We start from the raw sequence: 15809 nt of genomic DNA, 5'->3' as shown, positions 1-15809 counted from the left end.
TTGCGCTATTGTAGCGCGTGGTGAGACGGTTGACGGCTGTCGAAGCTCGCCTTCCGACACATGCAGGCCTGCGTGCTCGTCGCCGTGCTACAGGATCAACCATGATCGACCTTCGTCTCGACACCCTCAAGAATGTTCCGGAACACACTTCCTGTTTTTCCTATGACCGTTCGGTCGTAACACCGGGTATCGTTCACCTCAGCGTCGGGAATTTTCATCGGGCGCATCAGGCCTGGTATATGGATCAGGTTCTGGAGGCTGCGGACTTGCAGGACTGGGGAATCGTTGGCGTCGGGTTAATCGACGACGCGACGGAACGCCTGAAACTGGAAGCGTTTCCCGCTCAGGACGATCTCTACACGTTGACCCGGTATGCAGCGGACGGATACGTCAGGCACCAGATTATCGGCAGTATAATCGAATATATCTTTGCTCCGGGCGACCCGGAAGCCGTGCTGCGGCGTATGGCTTCGCCTGAGATTCGCATTGTCACCATGACGATCACGGAAGGTGGTTACAATCAGGACCCGGACAACGGGACGTATCGTCTTGGCGCACGAGCGACGCAGGCGGAACTCGCCACTCCGGCGACGCCGTCGTCAGCGTTTGGATACATAGTGGAGGCGCTGCGTCGGCGGCGTGAGGCGGGAACGCAACCGTTCACGGTCTTGTCCTGCGACAACCTTCGGCACAACGGCGCGATTACGCGTCAGGCGGTGATCGCGCACGCTACGGCCCTGGATTCCTCGTTGGGAGAATGGATAGAGGAAAACGTGACGTTTCCGAACTCCATGGTCGATCGAATTACCCCTGCGGTGCTGAAAGAGGACGCTGACCGGGTAAACGCGGAATGCGGCGTGCATGACCGCCTGCCGATCATTTCCGAGGATTACGTGCAGTGGGTGATAGAGGATAATTTCTGCAACGCCCGCCCGCCGTTTGAGCAGTTTGGTGTGCGGATGACGGATGATGTGCATCCGTATGAACTGGCGAAGGTGCGGATGCTCAATGCGTCGCACTCGATGCTCGCTTATCCCGGTCAACTGGCGGGACTGGAGTCAGTCAAGGGCGCGGTGGATAATCCGTTGATTCACCAGCTGGTGCTCGACTTCATGACGCAGGACGTCATGCCGCTTCTGACTGCGCCGGAAGGGATGGATCTGGAACAATACAGGGACAAGATTCTGGCCCGCTTCGGCAATCCGCATGTGGGAGATCGCCTGGCGCGCATCACGGGCGACGGGCGCAGCAAGCTGCCGACTTTCCTGCTCCCGACGCTGGCGACGCTGCGCGAGCGCGGCGCGTCGACCGATCGCATCGCGTTCGTTCTCGCCTGTTTCCTGCAATACCTTGCCGGGAAGACCGACGGCGGGGACAGTTTCGAACCGTTCGAGCCGCATTTACCAACTGTTGAGCGCGCCTTGGCGGCGGACCCGATCAAGGCGTTGACCAGTTTGCCGATGTTTTCAGAGCTGGCCATGAGCGAAGATGATCCGTTTGCCATCAGGGTCACGCAATACGTGCATGCTTTGCGCGAAATGGGCGTGATGAAGACACTGGCGACGCTTGTAGACTGAACCAGAGGACGGCGGTTTTGGTTAAAGTGGCGGTCTCAGGCTGTTTCAGGCAGGATGTCTGGCCTAGCCGATAGTTTGGACCGCCGATGACTGTGCCTTCGATTGATCCGTTTCACGCCATTACGCTCAGCGCGCTCGCGCACAGGCTCGCGGCGGAGGGCCGCAGCATTATCCACATGGAGTTCGGCCAGCCGTCGACAAGCGCGCCGCGCGAAGCCATTGAACGCGCGCACCATGTGCTGGATACCGACCCGATGGGATATTGGGAGAGCGAGCCGCTACGGGTGCGGATCGCTCGCCATTACGCGGAGAGTTATGGCGTTGAAGTCTCGCCCGAACGTATCCTTCTAACGTCCGGCGCCTCCCCTGCTCTTGTTCTTGCCTTGACCAGTTGTTTCGCGCCGGGTGCGCGGGTGGCGTTGGCGCGGCCAGGATACGTCGCATATCGGAACACTCTGCGTGCGCTGCATATAGAACCGGTAGAAATTCCGTGTGGCGAGAAAGAGAGATTTCAGCTGACTGCTGAACTTCTCGCAGCCGTCGAGCCTGCGCCCGACGGTGTGATCGTCGCGAGCCCGGCGAATCCCACGGGCGCCATTCTCTCGGGTCCGGAACTTGTCGCCATCGTGGCGGTGTGCCGGGAGCGTGGAATCCGCATTGTGTCCGATGAGATTTACCACGGTCTGAGCTTCGGAGATCCGGCGCACAGCGTTCTGGAGTATGAGCCGGACGCCATGATCGTGAACAGCTTCTCAAAGTATTTCAGTATGGCGCCGTGGCGGCTTGGCTGGCTTGTCGTGCCGGAAGAGAAGATCGCCGCAGCACGGGCGCGCATGGGGAATCTGTTCCTGACTCCGTCATCGTTGAGTCAGCATGCGGGGTTGGCGGCGTTTGACTGTCGTGGCGAGCTTGACGGCCATGTAAGGGTGTATCGCCGCAACCGTGATCTTCTTCTTGCCGCGTTGCCAACCTGGGGCTTGCAACGCATCGCGCCGCCGGACGGCGCTTTTTACATCTACGCGGATGTTGGACATCTCACACAGGACAGTCTGTCCTTTTGTGAGAAGCTTTTGAGGGACACCGGGGTGGCGATTGCGCCGGGCGTTGATTTTGATCCCGTCGACGGCAAACGTTTCATCCGCTTCAGCTTCGCAGTGTCGACCGATCGTATCGCGGAGGCCATCGCCCGAATGACGCCGTGGTTCGCTGCACGAGACGCTGAGTCTCGCGTCACCTGATGCCGTCAGGTGGGGCCTATTTGGGGCAGAGAACACATGCGCCTGTGCTTCTGGATCGATCTGCGCGGTCGGCTATCGCCGTAGATAGAATGGTTTTTCCATCGGACTTTGAGGATTTGCGTCAGATTCCGTTCGATCAAGCCAGTTTCAGAACGTATCCAAAAGCTGGCATTGCGAGGTTGATCAGAAGGTAGAGGGGGCGCATACGAACGTTGCGCCTTCTTATTCTTTATATGAATGTATGTTATTCCGAAGTGTTGTTCGGACGCAAGACGTATCGTGAGCCTCTCACAGAGATGTGTATCGGCTACTCCAGTTGATGGGGCAGCGGGTCAGAAATCGTAAGACAGGGTTACGAACGCCGCTCGTCCCGGGGCCCAGGCGCAGGCGACGGAGCGTGTGCAGACAGATACGTATTTTCGGTTCGTGATATTTGTGCCGTTAAATTGAATCTTGAACTGCCGGTAGTCGATATGGGCTTCCAGATCCCAGACGAGCTGACTTGGCACGAGGAATGTTGCTGGCAGTGCGCCAGCGGTGTTCCCCGTGTATCGCACGCCGCCGCCGACTCCGCCGCGCCAGTCTGGCGTCAGCCGCACGTCCCGTTTGAGAAACAGGGACGCCATATGGGATGGGACGGTCGTCGGCCGCTGCCCGACCTCACTTGCGTCGGTTGATTTGGTGATGCGCGGGTCCTGCCACGTGAACGACGCGAGAAAGTCGATGTTCCAGGGCAGGCGGCCCAGCCCTTCGACCTCGAACCCGTGCGTGCGCTGTCGTCCGGTCTGGATGTCGTATGTGGAATCCACAGGATCGGTCGTCAGAACATTTGTCTCGACGAGGCTGAAAACATCCGCTGTCAGCATGAAATTGCCTAAAAAACTCTTTTCTGGCGGACGATATTTCACGCCTGCCTCGATCTGCCTCCCTTTGGTCGGCACATAAGGGGTGTTGAGGCGGGTGACGCCGACCTGCGGCTGGAAGGACGTCGAATACGCGACATAGGGAGAAAGACCGAACGAGGACTGATAGAGCAGTCCGACACGTCCGGTGAAGGCGTTGTTGCGTTGAGGCGTTCGCGTAGAGGTCAGGTTGTCGACTGTCAGACTTTGAGTGAAGTCTCCCCGCCCGGACAACGTCAGATGGAAGCCGCGCCAGTCGGCTTGCTCCTGTGCATAGACGCCAAGTTGCGTCTCAGTCTCGTTGGTGTTGGTTTTGCTGCCATAGGTCGGCCACGAAATCGTCGTGTAGACTGGGTTGTATAGGTCTAGTGAAGAGACGGTCTTTTGCCCACGCCGCGTGGCGATGAAATCACTGCGGAAGTCAGTGCCGAACAGCAGGTTGTGATGGACGCCCGCCGTATTGAGTTTCAGCTCGGAACGTGTGTCGAGCGTGACGTTGTTGTAATTGGCGGACTGGAGCAACGCCTGGCGCGTCAGGGTGCGTTCGTCGGATTTCAGGGCGACGGCGGTGACGAAGCGATAGAGAAGATCGAGATGGGCGTAACGCATGTTTTGCGAAATTGTCCAATTCGGTGTGATTTCGCGCTTGAAGGCATAGCCGACGGCAACCTGCCGTTTTGAGTAGACGTCGTAATTGGGATCGCTCATCAGGATATTGCGCGGGAGCTGACCGTTCGGATTGTACTGCACGGTGCCCTGCGCAGGCAGAAACTGCGCTGTTGACCCGGCATCGAGCTGCTCGAAGCTGCTCAGAAACGTAAAGTCTGTTTTCTGATCGGGGATCCATCGTAGAGATGGCGCTACGTAAATCTCGTTATTGAGGATGTTTTTGGCGTAGGTGTCTGATTTTCTGATCAGACCGTTGAAGCGCCACAGAAGGGTGTGCTGTTTGTTCAGCGTTCCGCCCACGTCTGCTGCGCCCTGAACGCGGCTGTACGATCCTGTCTGGAACGAGATTTCGTTTTTCTGATCGGGCCGCGGGCGCTTGCTGACAGCGTTGATGATGCCGCCCAGTTGCCCGGATCCGTAAAGCGAGGAAGACGCGCCGCGAAGGACGTCGATCTCTTCCAGCCCCCATGGCTCAATGCTGAAGGATTGCGAGCTTGCAGCGTCCGGCGTCCGCGTGCCGTCGAGATAGATATCCGGCGTGAAACCCCGGATGGTGCCGAAATAGCCGCGTGGATCGTCTTTGGAGCCGTAGTCTGAAACGCCTGCGGAGTAACGCACCGCTTCAGAAACGCTGCGTGAATTCAGAAGCTGCATGCGGTCCTGAGTGATGACGGTAACATTCTGCGGCGTCTGCTCGATGGGCGTCGCGGTCTTGGTTGCGGCCGCGACCGTATCGACCAGCAGCTTTTTTCTTGTCGCACGCACGGTGACAGTTTCGGCTTCGCTGGAAAGAAACGGCCCGGAATCCGGGGACGTCGTCTGATTTGTGGATTGTGCGGCGTCGGCGTGAGAGGGCGCAAGCATGGGCGCTGCTGCACAGAGAAGCGCAGGCAGCAGGGGGGATTGGCGACGCATTCGAGAGGGGAACCGTAAATATTGGGGGTGCGGTAAGTCTATATGATATTGAGAACCATTATCAATGACTGTCGCCGAATTTCTCGCTAGAGCCTTTGGCAGGGCGTTTTAGCGTGCAGTCCAACGTTCCGGGCAATGGCCTTATTCGGCGTGCGTCAACGTCCAGGGTGCGACTGCGCTCCGGGCGTAATCGTCTCCACGTGGCGCTGGAGATGTTTCAATGGTTTATCCTGAGCTCGGGGCGCACTTGCCCTTTTCCGCTCGCGGGGCCTACCCTTCGCGGGTGTCGCCCGGGCGGCCTTTGGGGGCCGATCCCGCGTTCTCGCCTGTATACGGAGCCTCGACTGTATGGCCACATCTCAATCCGCCGACGCTGAAATCTCGGCGGGCGTCGACCGTCTGGCCCGCGCCGCCGTCAACGTGGGACTCAACATTGCGCATGGACAGCAGGTGATCGTCACCGCGCCGCTTGAGGCGGTTCCGTTGGTCAGGCGCATCACCGAGCATGCCTACAAGGCCGGGGCGTCGCTGGTGACCACGATGTATTCGGACGACGAGGCGACGCTCGCGCGTTACGCCAACGCGGCTGACGACACGTTTGACGTCGCCGCGACCTGGCTCGCGGAGGGGATGGCCAACGGCTTTCGTTCCGGCGCCGCGCGGCTTGCGATTACGGGGGGCAATCCAGGTCTGCTGAGTGGGCAGGAGCCGGACCGGATAGCGCGCGCCAGCCGCGCGGCGTCAGTGGCCAATCGTCCGGCGTTGGAGATCATCACTAGCTTTGCCGTGAACTGGAACATTGTGGCGGCGGCGACGCCCGCCTGGGCGGCGCTTGTCTTCCCCGGAGAACCGGAGGGCGAGGCAGTTTTGAAGCTGTGGCGCGCCATTTTCGCGGCGTCTCGCGTCAACGGCGCCGACCCGGTCGCGGATTGGGCTGCGCATAACGCGCAACTTCATCGACGCGCCGCCGCTCTTAATGATCGCCGTTTCTCTGCGTTGCGTTTTACGGGACCTGGGACCGATCTCACTGTGGGGCTGGCGGACGGCCATCTGTGGGCAGGGGGCGCGAACGCCGCGAAAAATGGCGTGGTCTGCAATCCGAACATCCCGACCGAGGAGGCGTTCACGACGCCGCACCGCATGCGTGTCGACGGGTATGTGCGCAGCACGAAGCCGCTCTCGTATCAGGGCTCGCTGATCGAGGATATCGAAGTTACGTTCGAAGCTGGGCGTATCGTCTCGGCGCGCGCGTCGAAGGGTGAGAGCGTACTGAGCCGGGTCCTTGATACGGACGAAGGCGCGCGACGTCTGGGCGAAGTCGCTCTGGTGCCGCACTCCTCCCCGATTTCTCAGAGTGGTTTGCTGTTCCAGAACACGCTGTTCGACGAAAATGCGTCCAGCCATATCGCGCTGGGACAGGCCTATACCGAATGTCTTGTCGATGGACACGGGCAAAGCCCGGAACAACTCGCCGAGCGTGGGGCGAACAGCAGCCTGATCCACATCGACTGGATGATCGGTTCTGGCGAAATCGATGTAGACGGACTGGATGATGCAGGCGGCGCGGCGCCGTTGATGCGACATGGAGAGTGGGTGGCTGCAGCATGAGTAACTGGACTTATCGTCGCGCGTCTTTGAACAAGCGGACCAGAGCAGGGCTTCGGCTGACAGGATCGTTGCTTGTTGCGGTGGGGGTGGGCTCTGGAGCGTTCGCTCTGCGGGCTGCGCCGGCGTTGGCGCAGGATACGCAGTCTCAGGCGGCCACGCCTCCGGCCCAACCTTCGGCCGCCGAGATGGCGGCGATGCGTCGCGATGTCGAGACGGCGGCGCGGTATCCGCTTCCCAAAGATTTTATCCCCCGGATGTACGCCACTGTGCAGTCCCTGCGAGCCAACGGCTTGCAACCGCCGCCGCCCGACCGGCTCTCCCTGGACGCAACGATCGCCCGCGTCTCCGCCGTTCCGGGCATTCAGCCGGTGTTGAGTGCGCACGGGTTCACGCCGCGCGATTTTGTGCTCGGATTGACGGCGTTCGGCATGACTGTCGCCATCACGTCGAATCAGGAGGCGCAGGCGTCCGGGCAGGCGCCCAAGCTCAACCCCGCGAACGTTGCGATGATTCGCGCCAACCCTGAGGGTACTCAGGCGTTGATGCAGGAGATGAATAGCCAGCCGCAGTGACGCTTCGGCGAGAGCGTGAGCCGTGGGAAGCCTGAAAATCGACGATGAGATTTTGTAGTGGGCTTCCGGCTGGTCGACGACCCAAATGGTCGAGCTTGTGAGCGACACGCGTAGTCAAGATTTGGCTGCGTGAGTTGTGGTTTGCGCTTGTGATCTTCGCCTTGTGGTCGGATGTGTTGAGTTGACTGGCCTCTGATAATTTACGTCATAGCGTGATCGCGGCGCAGTCCGACGAAATTCTGGAAGTCTGTTCGTCGCTATGGATATGCCGCCGAGTTTTTCGTCTTGGTGCGGCATAAAGACCGATCTTAAAGTGCATTGATGGTTAATTTATTTGGAAAATACTTTTTTCGGTAACGAATAGAGCCCATCTGTAAAGGCGCGGGTCAACTATTGAAGGCAGGAAAAACGGCAGGCTCCGGGCTGAAATCGGGGCGATATTTGAACATTTTCCCTGAAGCCCGGCTGTGCGTTTTTCGTGCTTGGGCTTTCAGTCTTGCTGTGTTGCTTCCTCACACGGCCAAAGGTCGGAGAGTGTGTGCGGCGATATTTCGAGCGCCTGTTGAAGAACAATGACGTTTCTCTCAGCGTGGGCGCTACGACTTCCGCGGCCGGTGCGTCTTACTGATGGAACCCTTCCGGCAGACGGTTTGTCTCCGAAATTAGGGATGCCTTAACAGGATGCCGATTACCATCTGATGCAGATATTCCGGGGGACTGTAGTCGATGCGTCTCTCGTAGCGCGTCTCGTCGGGTAGGGGTCATAGTGTGCCGTGGCGTGAAATCTCTCGTCGAGAGGAACGCGCTCGGCGTGGTTCGAGGATCGGAATGGCGGACAAGGCTGAAACGGACGGCGTGGACGCGCCTGCGCCCGAGAAAAAGAGCAAAAAAATTCTGCTTTTGGCAGGCGCGGCGGTTCTGCTGGCCGCACTCGGGGGCGGATTCTACTATTACAAATCGCGCGGCGCCGCTCATCCCAGACAGGCGGCCCAAAAGGTTCAGGACGAGCCATTTATTGTCGATATTCCCACGATGATGTCCAATCTCGATACGGGCGGTGGGCGTCCGGTGTTCGTAAAAATTTCGGCCAAGTTGCAAGTGCGGGGCGGAACGTACGAGGCAGTCGACGCCCAGATGCCGCAGATACAAAACATTTTTCAGTCCTACCTGCATGAGTGCACCCAGGCGGAGTTGAGCGGCAACGGTGTTTATCGCCTGAGGGAGGCGCTGCTCGGGCGTATCGCAGTTCAACTTGCGCCCATCGAAGTCAGAGACCTGCTCTTCACGGAATTTCTCGTGCAATGACCGACTCCGGCGAAGAACCTGGCGGCGCGATCCCGCGCCCTGGTCCGACTGCTTCCCTGCGAGATCTGGCCGCCAGCGGCGCGGATTATGGAAAGGCGGCGTTTGAAGACGCGAGCGCTTCCGATGACGATCATATTCTTGATCAGTCGGAAATCGACAGCATTCTGGGAAATTCTTTCGGTTCTGTGGATAGCGGCAGTGTCGGCGGGTTGGAGCGCGTCATAGGCTCTGGTCTGGTGACCTATGAACGCCTGCCCATGCTGGAGGTCGTGTTCGATCGCCTGATGCGCATCGTGTCGACGAGTTTGAGAAATTTTACAAACGACAACGTCGAGGTTTCCATAGACGGTATCAATTCGATGCGGTTCGGCGATTATCTCAATGGTATACCGGCGTCTTGCGTATTCGCCGTTTTCAAGGCGGAGGAGTGGGAAAATTACGGATTGATGGTCGTCGATTCGTCTCTGACCTACTCGATGGTTGACGTGCTTCTGGGCGGGGGCGGCAACGCGCGTCCCCTCAACGTGGAAGGGCGCGTGCACACTACAATCGAGCGTGCGCTTATCGAGAAGATGGTCCGGCTTATCCTGTCCGACCTTTCGTCAGGGTTTAACCCGATATGCGCGATAAATTTCAAGTTCGAAAGGCTTGAGGTCAATTCGCGTTTCGCGGCTATTTCACGGTCGTCGAACGCCGTGTTCGTAGCGCGCATGCGCGTCGAAATGGACGACAGGGGTGGCAATATCGATGTTTTACTGCCCTATGCGACTCTGGAACCGGTTCGCGATCTTTTGTTGCAGCAGTTCATGGGGGAGAAATTCGGTCGGGACTCCATATGGGAGACCCATCTGGGCGCGGAACTGCGCGGCACCGATGTCGAGCTGGAGGCGGTTCTGTCAGAACAGACGATGAAATTGTCCGAAGTCATAGCCTTGCGGGAAGGGGCGCTCATCGTTCTTGATCAGCGATCCGGCCAACCGGTCAAACTGCGGTGCGGCGAGATACCCATGTTCACCGGGCGTCTGGGCAGGAAGAAAGAGAGCATCGCGGTCAAGATCGAAGAAGATCTTCTCGGCGCGCGTACGCTTATCGAAAACTCCGTTAATTTGTATTCCTGACGGTAGAATGAGATGACGGCGATCCAATACGCTATCGAAATTTCTCTCTCGATCCTGCTGGCGCTGGGAATATTTTACAGTATCCATCTCGGTCGAGCGCTTGCGGTTTTGAGACGCGACCGACAGGAACTGGTTGATCTCGTCGCCCGCCTGGATGCAAGCGGTCATCGGGCTGAGGGCGGAGTCGAGAAACTGAAGCGCGCCAGTGACGTCAGTGGTCGCGCCCTCAGCCGTATGATTGATCAGTCCAAGCTGTTGCAGGCCGAGCTTGAGGCGCTGGCGGAGAAAGGCGACGCCATAGCGGGGCGCCTCGATGGTCTGATCCGGCAGGGAGAGCGCTCGGAGGCGCACCCGACCCCAGACGGGACCCGACAACTTCCGGCTGCCGGGAAAGCGCCTGTGGATGAATCTTCCATAAGCGCTGAGCCAAGAATGGCCCCGCCGCGTCCCTATGAGCAGAGGTCACGTGTCCGGACTGCAGCGGAGCAGGATTTGCTTCGTGTGCTGCGAATGGGATGAGCCGCTTCATGCCGCCAAGGTTATCCTCTCAGCGTCTGTTTCAACTGTCGTCCGGGCTCATGGGCGGGTTGCTGGCGATGAAGCTGTATGTGCTGACGTCGTCGCTCCTGACGCCGGGCGTTGAGGACGTTGGCGTCGGTCTTGTCAGCGATGCTTTGGCGCTTCCAGCTTCGACGGCGTCCAAGGATGCGCAATCCGGCACGGCTTCGTCCGCGAAAGCAGCTCCGGAGCAGGGAGGCGCGAGTGCCGCTGCGAACGATGTCTGTTCGAAAGAGACTCCCTGCGTCGGGCAGACGAACGATCCTTCTCTGGATATTGACCACAAGGCGGAGGACCGTAAGCAAACGCTCCTCGCGGATGTTGCGCAACGCGATCAGGAGCTCAAGGAGGAAGCTAGAAGCCTCGATGAAATGAAGCAGGCGCTTGAAACTTCGCAGGAGGCGCTCGAGTCAAGACTTAAGAAATATGATCAGGAACGATCGACCCTATCGAAGAAGGGGCAAGATGAAAAACGCCTGAGCGACGGCGATATCGACCGGCTGGTTAAAATATACGAGGCGATGGCGCCTCGCGACGCGGCGTCGATTTTCAATGTTCTTGACCTGCAGGTGCTTGTCCCTGTGATGGGCAAGATGAATCCTCGGAAAGCGTCGGCTATTCTCGCCGGGATGTCTCCGGAGCGCGCTACGACGACGACGCAGGCCCTTGCGGGGCTGTTTCCTCGTCGCGAGGTTGTCAGGTCCGGAGAGAATGGCTAGCGAAAATTCTTAATTCGGTTTGTAGATTATTTTATTAGTTCATTTGCGCCGAGCTGGTTCGAGTGCCTGTTGGGCCGCAATGCAGGGATTTGGTGTGCGGACAAGATTATCTTTGGCGCTTTCGATTGCGACGGCTTGCGGGTGGAGCCTAGCGGCCGACGCCGCGAGCGGCTCCGGCGTCACCTCTGCCGGAGAGCACAAGAAGGTTCATCCTGCCGCTGCGCCTGCATCGACTTCGCCAACTCCGGCGGGAGCAGGGGGGCTGCCGGTCGGGTGGAGACAAGATCTCGTAACGCCAGCGCCCAGTGGGGCGGCTGCTCCGGCGACCACCCAACCTCCCGCAACGCCCCCAGATAATGCCTCGCGTTCCGGCGCGCCTTCTCCAGCAACCCCGGATACAGGGGCGGCGTCAGGCGTGACGACCGAAAAAAAAACGCCCGCCGTAACCAAGATATTTCTGCCTTTGGGCGACAGCACAGGCGTCGCCGGATTCTGGTCGCAGAAAACCTTCGTGATCGTCGCGGATCACGCGGTAGCGATGGATGCGGCCGCTTTGCGCGACTCAGGACCGTTTTCGGCTCTCAACGTGCATCTTCTGGGCGACAGCGCCATTATCACCGTGCCAACCGGCAGGCAGGGTTCGCTGAGTTTAAGCAAAGCGCCCGGCGGGTGGATCCTCGCGACGGAGGACGGGAGCGGACACCCGCATCAGACGTCATCGATTACGCCGGAGCAAAAGGACGGTGGCGTCCTGTATCCAATGCCGAAGGCGGGGCGAGTAATCGCGCTTGCAGACCCGTCTTCCGGCGCGCGCTTGCAGATCGGGACATCGGCGGAGGAGGTATCTGGCGGAACGACATTCCGGCATCATGTCGGTTACGAAATCTGGCCTGCCGCTCAGGGCGTGGTGTTTGCAGTCGAGTCAGACAGGATCAACGTGCGCAGTGGTGCAGGCGGTCCATTTATCGATGCTATAGGGCAGAATGCGGCGCCCGTCGTTAATGCGATGCCGTCCTCTCTTGCCGATGATGACGTCGATTGGTCGTGGCTCGGGCTCCGGCCCCTGACGCCGGCCGCTTTGCGCGAGGATTTTCGGCGACGTTGGACGCAGGCTGCGCTCGCTCCGCCTGAGAGTCGTGGCGGACCGAGACTTGCAGCAGCGCGGGCGGCTTTCGCCATGGGGGATGCGAAGACCGCGCGTTCCATCGTGGACACCGCAGTCAAGGACCAACCTGCGCTCGCAGGTCGCCCCGGCGTGATGCTGCTTGCAGCCGCAGCGGCGCTGTTGAGCGGCGATACGCAGGCGGCGAGCGCGCTCGAGCAGCCAGATCCTCGCGAAAACGGAAGTTTCTGGCGTGGGCTCTATCTTGCTCGCGCCGGAGGAGATCGCGCCAAGGCGGCGGCGTTGCTTGCTGTCGGATACCCGCGCCTTAAAACGTATCCACAGCCTCTGCGGGAGCAACTGCAGCCTGAGGCGGCGACATTCATCGCTCAGAACGGCTCGGAAGGCGATCTGGGGGCTCTTGGAGAATTGTCTCCAGATCCGGCGTTCGATCCGGCTCGCGCATTTCTGCTGTTGAGGCATGGGGACAGGCAGGGAGCGCTTGCGGCCTTCGAACGTTTGGCTGCGCGTCGTGACGACAGGCAAGTGGAGCTGGGACGCGAGCAGTCGATCGGACTTAAGCTGCAATTGCAGCGTATCTCTCCCGCCGAGGCGGCGACAGCGTATCGTGACCTTTTCCTTCAGGCCCGCCTGGTCGGACGAGAGCTCGACGTTCGCAAAGCTCAGATCGCCGCACTCATGCAGGCTGGCTCGTGGCGCGAAGCGTTGCACGCGATCGATGAGATGGAGAGTGTTTTTCCCGACCAGCGTTCGGCGGATTCGTCGCAGGTCGAAACGATACTGGATAACCTGACCAACGCTTCAGATCATGGCGCGAATACCGGCGCGAACGACGTTATAGATTCGGTCGCGCTTGTTGAAAGCCATATCGATCAGATTCCTGACACCGTCGTGAAGGGGCGCATTCTGGCCGGTCTGGCGACGCAGTTGCAGGCGATCGGTCTTCCGGGGCAGGCGGCTTCCGCACTTGAGAAAGCCTTGTCGCTCGCCGCTGACGACACCTTGCGCGCGGAATGGGGCGCGCGGCTGGCGGAGGCTGACGTCGCGGCGAAGCGGCTGGGGCAGGCGCGTCGTGCGCTGGATGAAACGGCGGACACCGGCGCTCCGTCGGATGTCGTCTCCCGTCGGCGCGTGATCGCCGCAGGACTGCTTGCGCAGGAAGGCGGCAAGGACGAGGCGTTGCAGATGCTTGCGCAGGATGAGAGCGACGCTGCGCTCGATCTGCGCGGGCGACTTCTGGAGGAGCAGCGCAAATGGGCCGATGCGACGCTTGTGGTCGGGCGTCTGGCCACCCGAAAGCTTCCCGAAAAAGGTGACCTGTCCAACATGCAGCAGGATCTCGCGATCAGGCTGGCGAGTGACGCCGCCCGGGTCAATGATTGGGCGACGTTGGATCGTCTCCGTGACTGGATCGGCGGCCGCCGCATGACGGCGGAGCGGCAACGTGTCTTCACATTGCTGGTGACGTCGCCGGAGGAAGATTTGCGGCTGCGATCCGGCCAACGTTGAAGGGTTTCTGTCGCCTTGAGGCGGCCTTGCATCATGCGGATGAACTGTCCAGCCAACGCCGTTTGTAAGAAATTTTTGTGTCGCGTTTAGCAGGATTGGCCTCGTAGCCGCCAAACATCGTTTCAATTGTGCCTGAAAGGCGATATCGCCGCGGTTCCTCTCTGTGAGAGTGGCGCTCCGCCATTGGTCTGCCGGGCGCATAGCTGCGACGCTCCGCCATTGATGGCCAGCTCTACTTGGCTTGAGGCGAAATCTTCACAAACGAGACCGCAAAAACAGCTTGCGTCCCGGGGGATCACGCCCTATCAACCCCCTTCTTGGCCCAAGGGGGCAATTTTGCCCAACAGGCTGTCTACTGGTTTGGGGGTACGTGATGAACGCACTTGCTCAACTGGGGATGGTCTCGGAACTCCCGAGCAATAACCAGGTTTCTGTTTCCGTCGCCTCTCACGAAGAGGAGCGGAAGGATTACTTTGTCGAACGTGATGGCGAAAAATTCGCCGGCACTCATCTGCTGATTGATCTGTGGGATGCGTCGAACCTCGACGATCCGGAGCGGATCGACGCCGTTCTCTGTGAGGCGGCTGTGACGGCGGGCGCCACGATTCTGCACAGTCATTTCCACCACTTTTCCCCGAACGGCGGCGTGTCGGGCGTGGTGGTGCTCGCAGAGAGCCATATTTCGATCCACACGTGGCCGGAGCGCGACTTCGCGGCTGTCGACATTTTCATGTGCGGCGCATGCGATCCGCATCTTGCGATTCCGGTGATGCAGCGGCTGTTCAACGCTGGCCGCATCGTCGTTGACGAGCAGAGACGCGGCAAGGTCGCCTGATTTCAGGGTGCTCTGAAGTGTAATGAACGAGGCCGGGCAAGTCCCGGCCTCTTTTATATGGGGATACGCGATGTCGACCGAATGGCTGAATGAAGAGCTGTACTCGGCGTGGGGACAAAGGTTCCGGGTTGATCGGGAATTGGTCCGCAAGAAAAGCGACTTTCAGGATATAGTAATTTTCGAAAGTGAGTCGCACGGTCGGGTTCTGGTGCTGGACGGCGCCATTCAGATTACAGAACGGGACGAGTTCGTTTATCAGGAGATGCTGACCCACGTGCCGCTGCTGACGCACGGCGCTGCGAAGCGCGTGCTGATCATCGGGGCTGGCGACGGCGGCGTGCTGCGTCGGGTTCTGGAGCATCCAGGCGTCGAGAAGGCTGTTATGGTCGAGATCGACGGAGACGTCATCGAACTTTCCAAAACATATCTTCCGAAGATCGCGGGCGCTGCGTGGAACGATCCGCGCGCCGATGTCATCGTTGGCGACGGAATCGAGTATGTGGCGAAAGCTGCGGATGAGTCGTTCGATGTGATCATCGTCGACAGCACCGACCCGATCGGCGTGGGCGAGGTGCTGTTCACCGATGCGTTCTATCAGCACTGCGCGCGGATCCTCGGGCCACAGGGTCTGATCGTTAACCAGTGTGGCGTGCCGTTCATGCAGGCTGACGAACTGCGCGAGACCAGCCTGCGCCGCGCGCGTTTTTTTTCAACCGTGTCGGCGTATGTCGCTGCGGTCCCGACCTATGTCGGCGGGTTCATGACGCTTGGCGTCGCTTCGAAGGGCGGCAACCCGGCGAGGCAGGATGTCGGGGTCGTGCGGGAACGTGCGCGCGAGGCCGGGCTTCTGGGTAAGACGCAGTACTGGACGCCCGAGATCCATGTCGGGTCGTTCAACCTGCCGCCGTATATTGCGGCGAATTTGCCGGCTTCGAACGACTGATGGCGCCCCTGTGCGACGTGTGTCGCGCAGGGCGTTCGGATGCGTCGATTTCGTTTGACTTCGCAATGGTCGAATGCGACATCTGCGGCGTCATAGAGGGAGAGTTCGGGCTGCAAGGCCCGACGCCGAAGGAGCAACCGCCCCGGAATCTCTCAGGCTAACGGACCCTATGACACTGACTTCTGGAGAGTGACGCGGCACGCGTCCGCCGACGGGAT

General features: G+C 59.7%; 12 protein-coding genes and 1 riboswitch. Of the genes, 11 read left to right on the top strand and 1 reads right to left on the bottom strand.

The annotated features are described in order from the left end of the window. Positions 1–101: 101 nt before the first annotated feature. Positions 102–1577 (top strand): mannitol dehydrogenase family protein, encoded by a 1476-nt coding sequence (locus J2D73_RS02720; RefSeq protein WP_207879130.1) that lies wholly within the window; start codon positions 102–104, stop codon positions 1575–1577. Positions 1578–1663: 86 nt separating this feature from the next. Continuing rightward, entirely contained in the window at positions 1664–2815 is a 1152-nt protein-coding gene (locus J2D73_RS02715; protein WP_207879128.1) for a pyridoxal phosphate-dependent aminotransferase, read from the top strand. A 332-nt stretch (positions 2816–3147) separates the two neighbouring features. On the opposite strand, the gene J2D73_RS02710 is transcribed toward J2D73_RS02715, so the two are convergent. After that, a complete protein-coding gene (locus J2D73_RS02710; RefSeq protein ID WP_207879125.1) occupies positions 3148–5301 on the bottom strand; it encodes a TonB-dependent siderophore receptor in 2154 nt (717 codons plus the stop codon). Positions 5302–5649: 348 nt separating this feature from the next. On the opposite strand from J2D73_RS02710, the gene J2D73_RS02705 reads away from it, so the two are divergent. The 9 genes from J2D73_RS02705 (at position 5650) to speE (ending at position 15591) form a co-directional block, all read left to right on the top strand. Further along, positions 5650–6909 carry an aminopeptidase gene (locus tag J2D73_RS02705; protein ID WP_207879123.1) on the top strand — a complete coding sequence of 420 codons (1260 nt, stop codon included), beginning with the start codon at positions 5650–5652 and terminating at the stop codon, positions 6907–6909. Next, complete coding sequence (locus tag J2D73_RS02700; RefSeq protein WP_243429573.1) at positions 6906–7481, top strand: hypothetical protein; 576 nt, start codon at positions 6906–6908, stop codon at positions 7479–7481. Before J2D73_RS02705 ends, J2D73_RS02700 begins: the two co-directional genes overlap by 4 nt. An 828-nt stretch (positions 7482–8309) precedes the next feature. Continuing rightward, positions 8310–8786 (top strand): flagellar basal body-associated FliL family protein, encoded by a 477-nt coding sequence (locus J2D73_RS02695; protein WP_035376332.1) that lies wholly within the window; start codon positions 8310–8312, stop codon positions 8784–8786. Next, positions 8783–9904 carry a flagellar motor switch protein FliM gene (gene fliM / locus J2D73_RS02690; protein ID WP_207879121.1) on the top strand — a complete coding sequence of 374 codons (1122 nt, stop codon included), beginning with the start codon at positions 8783–8785 and terminating at the stop codon, positions 9902–9904. The genes J2D73_RS02695 and fliM overlap by 4 nt, the downstream gene beginning before the upstream one ends. A gap of 12 nt (positions 9905–9916) precedes the next feature. Then, the gene (locus J2D73_RS02685; protein WP_207879119.1) at positions 9917–10423 is read left to right on the top strand and encodes a DUF6468 domain-containing protein; all 507 of its coding nucleotides are present in this window, start codon (positions 9917–9919) and stop codon (positions 10421–10423) included. An 8-nt stretch (positions 10424–10431) separates the two neighbouring features. Continuing rightward, positions 10432–11181 (top strand): MotE family protein, encoded by a 750-nt coding sequence (locus tag J2D73_RS02680; RefSeq protein ID WP_207879117.1) that lies wholly within the window; start codon positions 10432–10434, stop codon positions 11179–11181. A gap of 94 nt (positions 11182–11275) precedes the next feature. Continuing rightward, a complete protein-coding gene (locus tag J2D73_RS02675) occupies positions 11276–13813 on the top strand; it encodes a hypothetical protein (RefSeq protein ID WP_207879115.1) in 2538 nt (845 codons plus the stop codon). Positions 13814–14186: 373 nt separating this feature from the next. Next, a complete protein-coding gene (speD, locus tag J2D73_RS02670) occupies positions 14187–14648 on the top strand; it encodes an adenosylmethionine decarboxylase (protein ID WP_026397564.1) in 462 nt (153 codons plus the stop codon). Positions 14649–14718: 70 nt separating this feature from the next. Beyond that, a complete protein-coding gene (speE, locus tag J2D73_RS02665) occupies positions 14719–15591 on the top strand; it encodes a polyamine aminopropyltransferase (protein WP_207879113.1) in 873 nt (290 codons plus the stop codon). Positions 15592–15676: 85 nt separating this feature from the next. Next, positions 15677–15769, top strand: a riboswitch (glycine riboswitch). Positions 15770–15809: the final 40 nt, after the last annotated feature.

The organism is Acetobacter sacchari (assembly GCF_017377715.1).
Taxonomy (GTDB): domain Bacteria; phylum Pseudomonadota; class Alphaproteobacteria; order Acetobacterales; family Acetobacteraceae; genus Acetobacter; species Acetobacter sacchari.
The sequence above is the reverse complement of the archived record's forward strand: the minus strand, read 5'-3'. Positions and strand labels throughout refer to the sequence as shown.

Bases quoted from the DNA above. Each gene is read 5' to 3' on its own strand.
- J2D73_RS02710 (WP_207879125.1), bottom strand. From the start codon at position 5,301: ATGCGTCGCCAATCCCCCCTGCTGCCTGCGCTTCTCTGTGCAGCAGCG.
- J2D73_RS02700 (WP_243429573.1), top strand. From the start codon at position 6,906: ATGAGTAACTGGACTTATCGTCGCGCGTCTTTGAACAAGCGGACCAGA.
- fliM (WP_207879121.1), top strand. From the start codon at position 8,783: ATGACCGACTCCGGCGAAGAACCTGGCGGCGCGATCCCGCGCCCTGGT.
- J2D73_RS02685 (WP_207879119.1), top strand. From the start codon at position 9,917: ATGACGGCGATCCAATACGCTATCGAAATTTCTCTCTCGATCCTGCTG.
- speD (WP_026397564.1), top strand. From the start codon at position 14,187: ATGAACGCACTTGCTCAACTGGGGATGGTCTCGGAACTCCCGAGCAAT.
- J2D73_RS02705 (WP_207879123.1), top strand. From the start codon at position 5,650: ATGGCCACATCTCAATCCGCCGACGCTGAAATCTCGGCGGGCGTCGAC.
- speE (WP_207879113.1), top strand. From the start codon at position 14,719: ATGTCGACCGAATGGCTGAATGAAGAGCTGTACTCGGCGTGGGGACAA.
- J2D73_RS02715 (WP_207879128.1), top strand. From the start codon at position 1,664: ATGACTGTGCCTTCGATTGATCCGTTTCACGCCATTACGCTCAGCGCG.
- J2D73_RS02680 (WP_207879117.1), top strand. From the start codon at position 10,432: ATGCCGCCAAGGTTATCCTCTCAGCGTCTGTTTCAACTGTCGTCCGGG.
- J2D73_RS02695 (WP_035376332.1), top strand. From the start codon at position 8,310: ATGGCGGACAAGGCTGAAACGGACGGCGTGGACGCGCCTGCGCCCGAG.
- J2D73_RS02720 (WP_207879130.1), top strand. From the start codon at position 102: ATGATCGACCTTCGTCTCGACACCCTCAAGAATGTTCCGGAACACACT.